This window comes from Pseudomonas sp. P5_A12 (assembly GCF_056400685.1).
Genome location: NZ_JBFUKU010000008.1, coordinates 19358 through 32356, shown reverse-complemented (window position 1 = coordinate 32356; position 12999 = coordinate 19358). Strand labels below are relative to the sequence as shown.

Sequence of the window (12999 nt, the reverse complement as noted above, 5' to 3'; positions counted from 1 at the left end):
CCTGTTAAATCAGGCATCTACTAAGTAAATCTATGTACTTATAAAAATTTTGCCGAATGGTAATGAAAAGCCCCAATTCTGACAAGGTAATTACCGAAGGGCTCCACTGCCAAGCCTTGTAGTATAGGGGCTCTACGGATGTGGCAAGTTGTCACAGCGCAATTCTTTGATAAATCGCACACATAAAAAAACGCCCAGCTCCGTGAGGAAACTGGGCGTTCTTTTTTGAACGTGAAAGCGAATTAACGCTTCGAGTACTGCGGACGCTTACGCGCTTTACGCAGACCGACTTTCTTACGTTCAACTTCACGAGCATCGCGAGTAACGAAGCCAGCTTTGCGCAGAGCGCCACGCAGGGTTTCGTCGTACTGCATCAGTGCGCGAGTGATACCGTGGCGGATTGCGCCAGCTTGACCACTTACACCACCGCCGATCACGGTGACGTAGATGTCGAACTTCTCGACAGTCTCAGTCAATTCCAGCGGCTGACGAACTACCATGCGGGCAGTTTCGCGGCCGAAGAAATTATCCAGCGAACGGTTGTTGATGGAGATGTTACCAGTACCCGGACGCAGGAAAACGCGTGCGGTTGCGGTCTTGCGACGGCCAGTGCCGTAATTTTGAGTCGCCGACATAATGAACTATTCCGTTAAAACTTCAGTTCTTGGGGCTGCTGAGCAGTATGAGGGTGTACAGCGCCCGCATAGACTTTCAGCTTACGATACATGTCGCGACCCAGCGGGTTCTTAGGCAGCATGCCTTTGACCGCGGTCTCGATCACGCGCTCAGGGGCTTTGGCGATCAGCTTTTCAAAGTTGATCGACTTGATGCCGCCCGGGAAACCGGAGTGGGAGTAGTAGATTTTGTCGGTGGTTTTAGCACCGGTTACACGAATCTGCTCGGCATTGATAACGACGATGTAATCGCCGGTGTCAACGTGAGGAGTGTACTCAGCTTTATGCTTGCCACGCAGACGGCTCGCGATTTCGGTGGCCAGACGACCCAGGGTCTGACCTGCAGCGTCGACGACAAACCAGTCGCGCTGTACTGTTTCCGGTTTAGCAGTAAAAGTTTTCATTCTTTATAGCCTCAGGGGCCGCCCTGTAAATTAGACGGCGGATCTTACTGAATAGTGCGTACTTTGACAAGTCAAAGGCAGCCGGATACAGACGCTTTCGGGGGCTCGGGTCGGCGCGTCCGTTCAACGGCAAGATTCTTCGGCGGCGGCGCATCACTTCCACTGCAGAAAGAGGTGCGCAATTATGCAGATTGCGAAAAATATTTCAACCTGCTTTTATGATTGTTTTGCCCAAGGAGCACCTGATGGATTATCGACAGCTAGGCCGAACCGATCTGAACGTGAGCGCTATCTGCCTCGGAACCATGACGTGGGGCGAGCAAAACAGCGAAGCAGAAGCCTTCGCCCAGATTGAACGAGCCAAAGGTGCCGGGATCAATTTCATCGATACCGCCGAGATGTACCCGGTGCCGCCCAAGGCCGATACCTACGCCACGACCGAGCGCTACATCGGCAATTACTTCAAAAGTCGCGGCGATCGCGCCGACTGGATCCTCGCCAGCAAGATCGCCGGCCCCGGTAACACCATCGACTACATCCGCGACAAAAACCTGCGCCACAACCGCCAGCACATCACTGAAGCCGTGGACGCCAGCCTCAAACGCCTGCAAACCGATTACATCGACCTTTACCAATTGCATTGGCCGGAGCGCAGCACCAATTTCTTCGGCCAACTGGGCTACAAGCACAAGAGCGAAGCCAACCTCACGCCGCTGGAAGACACCCTCGAAGCACTGGACGAACAGGTCAAGGCCGGCAAGATCCGCCACATCGGCCTGTCCAATGAAACGCCATGGGGCACCATGCGCTTCCTCGCCCTGGCCGAAGCTCGGGGCTGGCCGCGCGCAGTGTCGATCCAGAACCCGTACAACCTGCTCAACCGCAGCTTCGAGGTCGGCCTGGCAGAGATTGCCATTCGTGAACAATGCGGCTTGCTCGCTTACTCGCCGCTGGCGTTCGGCTTCCTGTCAGGCAAGTACGAAGGTGGCGCGCGCCCGCCGAAAGGCCGCCTGAGCCTCTACAGCCGCTTCAGCCGCTATTTCAATCCACAATCGGAAGCCGCGTGCAGCCGTTACGTGGCACTGGCCCGTGAACACGGCCTGGACCCGGCGCAGATGGCGTTGGCATTCGTGAATCAGCAGCCGTTCGTCACCAGCAACATCATTGGCGCAACGACGCTTGAGCAACTGGACAGCAACATTGCCAGCTTCGAGCTGAAACTTTCGGACGAAGTGCTGGAAGGGATTGAGGCGATTCACAAGGATCACCCGAACCCTGCACCTTGATGGACTCATAAACCCAATCGCGGGCAAGCCACGCTCCCACAGGGTTAGATGATCTCCTGTGGGAGCGTGGCTTGCCCGCGATAGCGGTCTCAAGCTCACCACTGCATCAAAGCGACCGCGCAATAATCTCCTTCATGATTTCGTTGGTGCCGGCATAAATCCGTTGCACCCGCGCATCCGCCCACGCCCGGGCAATCGGGTATTCCCACATAAAGCCGTAGCCGCCATGCAACTGCACGCATTCGTCGAGCACTTTGCATTGGAGGTCCGTGCCCCAATACTTGGCCATCGCCGCCGTCGGCACATCCAGCTTGCCTTGCAGGTGCAGTTCCAGGCAGCGATCGACGAAAACCCGGCCGATCTGGATCTCGGTCGCCATCTCCGCCAGTTTGAAACGGGTGTTCTGGAAGTCAGCAATCGCCTTGCCAAACGCCTTGCGCTCGCGGGTGTAGTCCAGCGTCCATTGCAACGCCGCTTCCGCCGACGCAAGCCCACCAATGGCCACGGTGAGCCGCTCTTGCGGCAATTCCTGCATCAGGTAAGCGAAGCCCATCCMGGCCTGCCCCAGGAGGTTTTCCTTGGGAACGCGAACGTCCTGGAAGAACAGCTCCGAAGTGTCCTGCGCCTTCATTCCAACCTTTTCCAGACGCTGGCCCTTGTCGAAACCCGGCGTACCGGCTTCCACCAGAAACAGGCTGGTGCCCTTGGCGCCGGCCTTTGGATCGGTCTTGGCGACGACAATCACCAGGTCAGCCAGAAAGCCGTTGGTGATGAAGGTCTTCGAACCGTTGATGACATACTCGTCGCCATCCAATACCGCAGTGGTCTTCACCCCTTGCAAATCGGAGCCCGCCCCCGGCTCGGTCATGGCGATCGCCGTGACCATTTCGCCGGACACCAGTTTCGGCAAGTACTTGTGCTTAAGCGTTTCACTGCCGTAATGCAGGATATACGGCGCCACGATGTCCGAATGCAGGGAAAAACCGATCCCGGTGAGCCCTAGGCGCCCGACCTCTTCGATCACTACCGCGCTGTACAAAAAGTCCGCCCCCAGCCCGCCGTATTCCTCCGGCAGATGCGAACACAGCATCCCCGCCTCCCCCGCCTTGTTCCAGAGTTTGCGGTCGATATAGCCTTGTTTTTCCCATTGCCCATGGAACGGCACCGCCTCTTTTTCGAGGAACGTTCGCACGCTGTCGCGGAAAAGTTCGTGCTCGGAGCTGAACAAGGTTCTGGGGATCATGCGGCACCTGTCGTTATTGTTAGAGGAGTTGATCTTCAGAGACTAAGCCCCGCATTCGACACAGGACACTGGACACATCAGACAAAAAATAAGACGATCCAGCCGTTTGATGACCACTTTCTCCTATAAAAATAAAGTTGAATTATGTCTAAGCAAGTCTCCACGCCCCTGCGGCGCGTCAGCATCCTGGCGATTGACCGGGTTTTCGCGTCCACCCTCCTGCAAGCCAAAGATTTTTTTCATATGGCCAGCCTGCGCCATGGCAAACAACTGGGCCAAGGCCTGACACCGTCGTTCGAAATTCGACTGGTCAGTCCCGATGGCAAACCGGTGAATAGCTTCAGCGATGTCGTCATTCCCGTAGACGGTGGCCTGGAAAACACCGACATCATCATCCTCCCGGCCTTCTGGGATGACTTCGACACGCTCTGCAAACGTTATCCACAGGTCCTGCCATGGTTGCGCGATCAACATGCCCGCGGCGCGGTGTTGTGTGGCGAAGCGACCGGGGTGTTCTGGCTCGCAGAGGCGGGCCTGCTCGATGGCAAGGAAGCGACCACTTACTGGCGTTTCTTCAACGCCTTCGCTGAGCGCTTCCCACAGGTTCACCTCAAACAGGACAAACACCTGACCGACGCCGACAACCTGTATTGCGCAGGCGGCACGACGTCGGCCTGCGACCTTTACGTCTACCTGATCGAGCGTTTCTGCGGCGCCAATGTTTCGCAAGCCGTGGCGCGGGATATCCTCTACGAAGTACAGCGCAGCTATTCCCCGGGTCGCATTGGTTTTGGCGGCCAGAAACTGCACCAGGATGTGATCATCCTGCAGATCCAGCACTGGCTCGAAGAGCATTTCGCCGACAAATTCCGCTTCGAAGACGTGGCCCGCGAACACGGCATGAGCATCCGCAACTTCATGCGCCGCTTCCAGACCGCCACTGGCGACAAGCCGCTGCATTACTTGCAACGACTGCGCATCGAAACCGCCAAGGGCCTGCTGTCCGGCAGCCGCAAGAGCATCAAGACCATCAGTTATGAGGTCGGTTACGACGATGCGAGTTTCTTTGCGCGGCTGTTCCGTCAACACACCGAGCTATCGCCAAACCAGTATCGACAGCAGTTTCAGCAAGCAGCTTAAGGGAAACGCGCCTCCAGAAGGAGCACCGCTTGCTGGCGATAAACGATGACACGGACGCCTGTTGCACCGTGTCGATGCAGTCGCTAGCAAGCCCGCGCCTACAAGTATCAGCGGCTTTTGATTATCTTTTTCCCACACCAAATCGGGAATACAGAGCAGCGCAGAACTCCATTCTGCTCACATACACTGCCCACGAAAAACGCCAAAATCTTTCCCTGCCAATCACATCAGGGAAGATCAACAGTGACTATCGGATCAAGCTACAACTACCCGTCATTCGCCGCCAAGGCCGTTCGGGCAAAGCGTTCGACTGAAAACAAATGGGCGACTCGCTTTCCAAACCCACCCGATTTGTGCTTCGACTATCGAACATTGGTTGAACAGGAAAACGGCATCGCCAAGGCAACTGACCCGCACCATAAAATTTGCATTATTGGCGCCGGCGTAACCGGACTGACGGCCGCCAGAGAACTGTATCGCTGCGGTTTTACCCAAATCACCCTCATAGAACAATCCATGCGCATAGGCGGCAGACACCTGACCATCCCTGGAAGCCCGAACTCTTCGAAGAGTCATACACCGTTTGAAATGGGGGCCATGCGCATGCCCTTCTTTAATCGGGCGGACGAGCCACCGACAGAGGGCCGGTCACTGATGGCTTACTACGCCAAGGCGTTCGACCTGGCGTTTTCAGATTTTGCCAATCCCGGAAGCCAGTGGGTCACTTCGACCGGGATCTATCTGCGAGAGGGCAGCATGGGCGGCGGACCGACTCCGCAGATGCTGATCTGGAAAAATGAGGATGGCCAGACACCACCTCCCGGTGAAGAACTGCAAAAGGTTTATGCAAAGTGGAAGGCCTTTGCCGATCGCATGACCCGGCACGTTGCAGAGGTTTACGCCAGTCAGGCATGGGAAGTCATGTGGGCTGCAATCGTCGAAAAATACGAGAGCGTTTCGTTTCGCGATCTGGTCAGCATGCCCACCCTGCAAGCTTGGGATGAACGCTCACCGGGGGACTTTGGCGGAATGGGAATGTCCGCGCAGGAGTCCGCGATCTTCTATGCCATTGGCATCGGCGACGGTAGTTGGGGTGCCTTTTACGATGTCTGCTCCCTTTATCCCCTGCGCACTGCCATTTTTGGATTCAGCAGCCAGCTACAACTGATCCATGGTCGGGTCGACTCAATTGGCGTTCCGCTGGATTCACCCTGTCTGAACAACGAAGCCGTTTTTGACTCGATGGGGCTGAGTTTCGACAGGCCCCGCTACATTGGACTCGCAGCACTGGACGAATGCCTGCTGTTCATGAAAACCGACGAAACCGGAAAGTCCTTCTACGAACACTGCCGGGAAAGAAACAATGGTTTGCTCATGGACTCATCCGTTACAAAACYCAAAAAACTGACCAACCAGAAAACTCGTGTCTACTACAACTGGAAACACAGCCAACCCGAGCAAATCCAGGAGCACTTCGATGACTTTGATTCGGTCATCATGACCCTTCCCTCCTGGCTGATAGAAACTCGCATCAAGCTTGAGAACTTCACACCCCAGATGCTGCCGTTCGAGACGATCAATGCCTATAAAACCGCGCACTGGGAAACCAGTTGTAAAGTCTTCGCACCGTTAAAAAAATCCTTTCTTTCAAAAAACAGTAAAATCCCGCAAGCCATCGTCACTGACAGTTTCATTCACGACGTCTACACCTATCGTTACAACGATAACTATAATTACGACTGCATCCTTTTAAGTTACACATGGGAAGATGACGCCACCAAACTGGCCTCATTCACCGACAAGGAATTGGTGCACAAGTGCGCCAAAGAGTTGGACCGGATCCTCATGAATTCCGCCAATATCCAGGAGAAAATCTCTCCCTACATTGCCCTTGATAAAGCCGTGGTTCAACGCTGGATGACCGATAAAAACGCATTGGGCTGTGCAAAATTATATCGACCCGGCACTTACTACGACGCCATCAGCCTGATGAACTACAACCGGGACTTCGCGCATGTCTCAGGTCTTTATTTTTCCGGGGAGTCATTTTCAGTCGATGCTGGCTGGACCGAGCCGTGCTTTCGGGGCGCTATCGATGCGGTCATCCATATTTGCAACAAAACCGCAGCGTCCTTTCATGGCGGTTTTTCCATGAGTGACTACCCGCACTATAACGCCGGAACCTGATCACTCCCCCCTCCGGAGCCATGCACGGCGTGCATTGGCTCTGCCTCTCCCCACAAACCAAGTGCCCCGCGCAGTCATCTTGGGAAACGGACTACACCCCAAACGGAAGTAGCTGACTTACACGTTTTCGCCGATTCGACTCTTATGAGCACGCAATTAAACAGCGTGAATAACAATAATAAGAGGTCATCGAAATGAGCGAGCCAACAAGCCCTGTTCGTGTAGCAGTCGTGCAATTCGACCCACAAGTCGGAATGCAAAATCGCGAAGCAAATCTGCGTAACAGCCTGGAATTAGCGCTGGAAGCGGCAAATGACGGTGCGAATCTCATCGTCCTGCCCGAGCTTTCAAGCACAGGTTACTTCTTCAAAACCCGGCAGGATGCGTTCGAGCATTCGGAGGCTGTTCCCAGCGGTCCGAGCGTGCAGAGCTGGATGGACTTTGCCCGCCAGCACAAGGTTTATCTGGTCGCCGGTTTGACGGAGCGCGACGGTATGCAGCTGTTCAACACCGGCGTTCTTGTTGGGCCTGACGGCTTCATCGGCAAGTACCGAAAAGTACATTTATGGAATCTGGAAAAATTGTGGTTCACGCCGGGCGATCTGGGCTTTCCGGTTTTCGACACCCCAATCGGTCGCATAGGGTTGTTGATCTGCTGGGATATCTGGTTCCCGGAGGTACCACGCATTTTGAGCCAGCAAGGCGCCGACATTATTTGCAGCCTGAACAATTGGGTCTGGACCCCGCCGCCCCTGTTCGATGACGCCGGCAAGTGCATGGCGTCGTACCTGACAATGACGGCGGCTCACGTCAACAATGTGTTTATTGCAGCGGCGAGCCGGATCGGCGAAGAGCGAGGTGCACGTTACCTGGGCTGCTCGCTAATCGCGGGCACCAACGGCTGGCCGATTGGCCAGGTGGCCTCAGCGGACAAGCAGGAAATCCTGTTTGCCGACATCGACCTGACCAGTTCGCGCAGCGCGCCCATCTGGAACAACCTGAACGATTTGCATCGCGATCGTCGAACCGATCTCTACGATCAAATGCTCGGTTACACCCAGCACCCTTGTCTGCCGCGCTGATAAGGGGGAATGACTGATGGAATCCACAAACGAAAAACCGCAAAACCGGCTTGCCGCCAGGTCGCGGCTGGATATGGCGATCATCTGGCTGATGCTCAGCACGACTCTGTTGATCATCTGGCTCTCATTCACCTACCGGACATCCTGGTCAGCCCATTGGCCAGACTACAGTCACATGGTGTCGAGCCTCCCGGAGCCCAGTGCCTGGCTGCGTTGGATCTTGGGAGACATCAGCGAGGTGGCGTTCTACAAACATGAGTTCGCTTCGATCGGGTTGCTTGCAGGCGCCTACCTTGCTTACTGGGCGAATCGAACGGGAAAAGCCTGGCAAGGTTTTACCATTTGCTACGGCAGCGGATTATGGCCGTGGCTCGTCACCAGCTCGTTGCTGGGCCTGTTGTTGAGCAACCTTCTGTGGGGCTGGACGGTCACGGCCACCAGTTGGCAACCCACGTTTGCCGCCTTTGTTTCGTTGCCGGCGGCGATGGTGCTAATGTTTGGCGGCGGCTGGAAGGTCACAATCAATGGCGCAATCATGGGCGCCGTGTTCGTCACTCCGATGTGCTTGTTGATCGTCAATTACGTCTGCCTCCCCCTCGGATTGCCGGCGGTGATTGGCAATGTCACGGGCATGGCGTTCGCCAGCGTCGGTGCTTTTCTGCTCTGTCATTACCTGCCGAACCTGGTGAAGTCCGACCCACCCAAGAAACCGTCCCCCCCTGTGCCCGTACCCGCAATTACCAAAACGCCCGATTATGGTGTCGTGTGGAGCCTGCGCCGGGTGTTGGCCGACTTTTCGGAAGCGCCGTTCTTTGGCAATGAATGGGCCAGTCTCGGTTTGATAGCGGGCGCCTTGATGGCTTACACCTTGAACCCCACCAGCCCGGTGTATGGCACTGGCTTGCTGCCCCAACTGATCGCCGCGCAAGCGTTGACCTCGGCGTTAGGAGTAGTGATCTGGCGTCAGCAATGGATATTGCGCGGCTGGTATCCCACCTACGTACCGTTGGTGTCAGTCGTACCAGCGGCCGTTCTGACGTACGGCGGTAGCTGGCAGGTCATCGCCTCAAGCGCCCTGCTGGGGGCATTGATTGCACCACCATTGGCATGCGCGATTGCCAAGCGGTTGCCGGCCTACATGCACAGTTTCATCGGCAATGTACTGGCGATGGCTATCAGCACGTTGCTGATCATTCCGTTTATTGGACTGCTGGTAGCCAGCTGACGAACGTTGCGACCGGGCTGTATCACGGACTCAAGTCCGGGTACAGCCACCTCTCATCACAAGCTAATGAGGTATCACATGGACCTGCCCAAACTGGCCATTGCAGCGCTCGGCGGCACCTTGAGCATGCAAGCCAGGAACGCTGGCGAAGGGGTAATCCCGACCGTCAGCGGCGAAACCCTGCTGGCCTCGGTGCCAGAGTTGGCGACCTTGGCAAGAGTCACCGTAGAAACGCTCGGACTGTTGCCCAGTGCCTCACTGGATTTCGACTTTTTGCTGAGTGCCCTTTCCTGGGCGAATGTTCAAATCAGGCAAGGTGCGGTGGGTATTGTCATCACTCAAGGCACGGACACCCTCGAAGAAACAGCCACATTTTTCGACTATTTGTGGGATCACGATGAGCCGTTGGTCCTGACCGGCGCCATGCGTTCGGCAGCCCAGGCAGGGGCCGATGGTCCGGCAAATCTGCTGGATGCTTGCAGGGTTGCACTGGCTGAAAGCAGCCGTCAACGAGGCGTTCACGTAGTGATGAACGGACAGATTCATTCAGCGAACGCCGTCCGCAAAACCGATTCATTGGCATTGCAGGCGTTTTCTTCCCCCATCGTTGGTCCTGCCGGCATGGTAATGGAAAACACCGTCAACTTTCTGCGCCTGCCAGTCCGGCGCAGGGTCTTGCCGCTGCCACAGCTGTCCACACAGAAGATTGCCCTGCTGGAAGCGTCGCTTTGCGCCGATACCCTGTTAATCGAGAACATCCTCGAACTGGGTTACGACGGGCTGGTGATTGCGGGTTTCGGTGCAGGACACGTTGGCGCAAGCTGGGCAGATGTAATTGAAACCATCGCCAGAAAAATCCCTGTCATCGTTGCCACCCGAACAGGTTCCGGCTCCACGGCTCAATCAACCTACGGATTTATTGGCAGCGAGATGGACCTGATCAGTAAAGGCGCATCGATGGCTGGATTTCTCTGTCCACGCAAAGCCAGAATCCTGCTGTGGCTGCTCGTCGGCTGCCAGCGACAAGATGAGCTGGCGGGTTTTCTCGTTCAAAACTGACAAATATACGCATAAAAAAAGGCCCGCATTTGCAGGCCTTTTTTATTTGTCTGTCGCGTCCTGAATAAGGTTTACACCTGCTCCAGGACTAGACATCCGAAACGTTCGACTTTTTTGAAACGCTTATGGCTTATGGCTTATGGCTTATGCGCCCGCGCCAGGAATTCGTGAGATTGCATTTCCAGAAGACGGCTGAGCGTGCGCTGGAACTCGAAGTTCAGGCGGCCGCCGGTGTAGAGGTCTTTGAGCTCAACTTCGGCAGAAATGATCAGTTTGACGTTACGGTCGTAAAACTCGTCGACCATGTTGATAAAGCGACGGGCGATGTCGTCTGTGGTGACGCTCATCTGCTCGACATCGCTGAGCAACACGGCGTGGAAGATCTTGCCCAGTTCGATGTAATCGTTCTGGCTACGCGGGCCATCGCACAGTTCGCGGAAGTCGAACCAGGCCACGTCATCGCACGTGCGTACGGCGCGGATTGCGCGATTCTCGATCATCAGCACGTCGTTCTCGACCGCGGCCGTGCATTCCGGCGTCAGCGCACGGAAGCTCTTTCGCAAGCTGTCCTGAGCGGCGGCGTCCAGCGGAAAGTGGAACAGCTCCGCTTGCTCAAGATGACGCAGGCGGTAATCGACGCCACTGTCGACGTTGACGATGTCGGTGTTCTGCTTGATCAGCGCGATGGCCGGCAGGAAGCGCGCGCGTTGCAGGCCGTCCTTGTACAGACCGTCCGGCACGATGTTCGAGGTCGCTACCAGGGTCACGCCATTCTTGAACAGCTCTTCCATCAGCGTGCCGAGGATCATGGCATCGGTGATGTCGGAGACGAAGAACTCATCGAAGCAAATCACTCGCGACTCGTCAGAGAAACGCTTGGCGATGATGGTCAGCGGGTTTTTCTCGCCGCCGAGGGTTTTCATTTCTTCGTGCACGCGCTTCATGAAGCGGTGGAAGTGAGTTCGGGTCTTTTCCTTGAACGGCAGTGCTTCGAAGAAGGTGTCGACCAGGTAAGTCTTGCCGCGACCCACGCCACCCCAGAAGTACAGGCCCTTGACCGGCGCCTGCTCTTTCTTGCCAAACAGTTTGCCGAGCAGGCCCGGCTTGTTCTGCGAGGCCGCGACCAGATCGTCGTACAGGCGCTGCAAATGGCGCACAGCAGTTTCCTGCGCAGCATCATGGAAAAATTCCGGGCGCTTCAGATCAGCTTGATATCGTTCTAGGGGCGTCATAATTCGTTAGCAAGGCAACAAAAACGGGCCGTCACTGTAGCGACGGCCCCGGGGAATGGCAATCAGCCCTTGGTCGGGCCGAGCCGCTGATTTATTCCTGAACCGGCGTCAGCGCAACGCGCAGGGCGTCTATGGCGACGTCGCGAGCCGCGCTGTCGGCGAATGCCGGACTGTCTGCGACACACTCGCCTTCGAGCCAGACATTGAAGCTCAGGTCTTCACTGCGCACGTCCAGAGGCTGGCCCGCTTGCAGTTGTTTGGTCACTTGCCCGGCGGTTTTGCCGTCGGCGAAGTTACGCGACAGCAGCAGTTGCTCGCCATCGGCCGCCAGCAGACGGAAGCGGAAGCTGCCGTCGTCTTCACGGAAGCTGACGAAACGTGCTGCTTTCGCGGCTTTTTTCTTGGTGGTGGCGGCGACTTGAGTCTGCGCCACGAAAGAACGCAGGCCGACCGCTTCACGCAGTTCGTTCAAGAACGGCGTCGCTACGGCACGGGCTTTTTTGGCGCCGATTTGCAGCATGTCTTCCAGGTCGGCCGGACGTTCGATCAGCTGGTAATAACGCTCGCGGGATTCGCCCAACTCGCTGTCCAGCAATTGGAACAGGCGATTCTTCGCCTCACCCCAGCCCAGGCCCTGCAACAACTCGCTGCGGAACTCGTCGGATTGCGCCGGCGTAGCGAACGCTTGAAACAGTGTGAACAGGTGCGAATTGTCCGGGTCCTTGGCTTCGCCCGGCGCGCGCGAATCGGTGACGATCCGCGAAATCGCGTCTTTCATCTCTTTGGCGCTGCTGAACAACGGGATGGTGTTGTCGTAGCTCTTCGACATCTTGCGACCGTCAAGGCCTGGCAGCGTGGCAACGCTTTCTTCGATCAATGCCTCAGGCATGGTGAAGAACTCTTTGCCCTGACCAAACAAGTGGTTGAAGCGCTGACCGATGTCGCGGGCCATTTCCACGTGCTGGATCTGGTCGCGACCGACCGGCACCTTGTGCGCGTTGAACATCAGAATGTCTGCGGCCATCAACACCGGGTAGCTGTACAAGCCCATGGTGATGCCGGCATCCGGATCTTCGCCGGTCTCGACGTTCTTGTCCACCGAGGCCTTGTAGGCGTGTGCGCGATTGAGCAGCCCCTTGGCGGCGACGCAGGTCAGCAGCCAGGTGAGCTCGGGGATTTCCGGGATGTCGGACTGGCGGTAGAACGTCACGCGATCCACGTCCAGGCCACCGGCCAGCCAGGTCGCGGCGATTTCCAGACGCGAGCGCTGAATGCGCAGCGGGTCATCGCATTTGATCAGGGCGTGGTAGTCGGCCAGGAAGTAGAACGAATCGGCATTGCTGTCACGGCTGGCGACGATCGCCGGGCGGATGGCGCCGGCGTAGTTGCCCAGGTGTGGCGTGCCGGTGGTGGTGATGCCGGTGAGGATACGGGTACGAGTCGTCATGGGTTATCGCTTGTCAGACT

11 protein-coding genes are annotated in these 12999 nt (G+C 56.5%); 6 read left to right on the top strand and 5 right to left on the bottom strand.

All coding sequences use genetic code 11. The annotated features are described in order from the left end of the window. Positions 1-242: 242 nt before the first annotated feature. Both rpsI and rplM read right to left on the bottom strand, forming a co-directional pair. Positions 243-635 (bottom strand): 30S ribosomal protein S9, encoded by a 393-nt coding sequence (gene rpsI, locus AC1DSG_RS02385; protein ID WP_002555064.1) that lies wholly within the window; start codon positions 633-635, stop codon positions 243-245. Between the two features lie 14 nt (positions 636-649). After that, on the bottom strand, positions 650-1078 hold the full coding sequence (gene rplM / locus AC1DSG_RS02380; protein WP_007905295.1) for a 50S ribosomal protein L13: 429 nt from the start codon (positions 1076-1078) through the stop codon (positions 650-652). 245 nt (positions 1079-1323) lie between these two features. Between rplM and AC1DSG_RS02375 the strand changes: the two genes are divergently transcribed. Continuing rightward, positions 1324-2364 (top strand): NADP(H)-dependent aldo-keto reductase, encoded by a 1041-nt coding sequence (locus AC1DSG_RS02375; RefSeq protein ID WP_477789416.1) that lies wholly within the window; start codon positions 1324-1326, stop codon positions 2362-2364. A 106-nt stretch (positions 2365-2470) separates the two neighbouring features. On the opposite strand, the gene AC1DSG_RS02370 is transcribed toward AC1DSG_RS02375, so the two are convergent. Then, positions 2471-3607 carry an acyl-CoA dehydrogenase family protein gene (locus AC1DSG_RS02370; RefSeq protein WP_477789415.1) on the bottom strand — a complete coding sequence of 379 codons (1137 nt, stop codon included), beginning with the start codon at positions 3605-3607 and terminating at the stop codon, positions 2471-2473. A 243-nt stretch (positions 3608-3850) separates the two neighbouring features. Between AC1DSG_RS02370 and AC1DSG_RS02365 the strand changes: the two genes are divergently transcribed. From AC1DSG_RS02365 to AC1DSG_RS02345, 5 genes are all read left to right on the top strand, one after another. Then, positions 3851-4747, top strand: coding sequence for a GlxA family transcriptional regulator (locus AC1DSG_RS02365; RefSeq protein ID WP_477789438.1), 897 nt, complete (start codon positions 3851-3853; stop codon positions 4745-4747). Positions 4748-4990: 243 nt separating this feature from the next. Beyond that, positions 4991-6934, top strand: a complete 1944-nt coding sequence (locus tag AC1DSG_RS02360) for a flavin monoamine oxidase family protein (protein ID WP_477789414.1) — start codon at positions 4991-4993, stop codon at positions 6932-6934. 194 nt (positions 6935-7128) lie between these two features. After that, positions 7129-8016, top strand: coding sequence for a nitrilase family protein (locus AC1DSG_RS02355; RefSeq protein ID WP_477789413.1), 888 nt, complete (start codon positions 7129-7131; stop codon positions 8014-8016). 16 nt (positions 8017-8032) lie between these two features. After that, positions 8033-9241, top strand: coding sequence for a hypothetical protein (locus AC1DSG_RS02350; protein ID WP_477789412.1), 1209 nt, complete (start codon positions 8033-8035; stop codon positions 9239-9241). A gap of 78 nt (positions 9242-9319) precedes the next feature. Next, positions 9320-10300 carry an asparaginase gene (locus tag AC1DSG_RS02345; protein ID WP_477789411.1) on the top strand — a complete coding sequence of 327 codons (981 nt, stop codon included), beginning with the start codon at positions 9320-9322 and terminating at the stop codon, positions 10298-10300. Positions 10301-10437: 137 nt separating this feature from the next. Here AC1DSG_RS02345 and zapE read toward each other — a convergent pair whose 3' ends face one another. Together zapE and AC1DSG_RS02335 are read right to left on the bottom strand one after the other, a co-directional pair. Then, positions 10438-11532, bottom strand: coding sequence for a cell division protein ZapE (zapE, locus tag AC1DSG_RS02340; protein ID WP_477789410.1), 1095 nt, complete (start codon positions 11530-11532; stop codon positions 10438-10440). Between the two features lie 91 nt (positions 11533-11623). Then, positions 11624-12979: a tryptophan--tRNA ligase gene (locus tag AC1DSG_RS02335; protein ID WP_477789409.1), complete on the bottom strand. Its 1356-nt coding sequence runs from the start codon at positions 12977-12979 to the stop codon at positions 11624-11626. Positions 12980-12999 lie beyond the last annotated feature (20 nt).

Bases quoted from the DNA above. Each gene is read 5' to 3' on its own strand.
- AC1DSG_RS02350 (WP_477789412.1), top strand. From the start codon at position 8,033: ATGGAATCCACAAACGAAAAACCGCAAAACCGGCTTGCCGCCAGGTCG.
- AC1DSG_RS02335 (WP_477789409.1), bottom strand. From the start codon at position 12,979: ATGACGACTCGTACCCGTATCCTCACCGGCATCACCACCACCGGCACG.
- rplM (WP_007905295.1), bottom strand. From the start codon at position 1,078: ATGAAAACTTTTACTGCTAAACCGGAAACAGTACAGCGCGACTGGTTT.
- AC1DSG_RS02355 (WP_477789413.1), top strand. From the start codon at position 7,129: ATGAGCGAGCCAACAAGCCCTGTTCGTGTAGCAGTCGTGCAATTCGAC.
- zapE (WP_477789410.1), bottom strand. From the start codon at position 11,532: ATGACGCCCCTAGAACGATATCAAGCTGATCTGAAGCGCCCGGAATTT.
- AC1DSG_RS02345 (WP_477789411.1), top strand. From the start codon at position 9,320: ATGGACCTGCCCAAACTGGCCATTGCAGCGCTCGGCGGCACCTTGAGC.
- AC1DSG_RS02375 (WP_477789416.1), top strand. From the start codon at position 1,324: ATGGATTATCGACAGCTAGGCCGAACCGATCTGAACGTGAGCGCTATC.
- rpsI (WP_002555064.1), bottom strand. From the start codon at position 635: ATGTCGGCGACTCAAAATTACGGCACTGGCCGTCGCAAGACCGCAACC.
- AC1DSG_RS02365 (WP_477789438.1), top strand. From the start codon at position 3,851: ATGGCCAGCCTGCGCCATGGCAAACAACTGGGCCAAGGCCTGACACCG.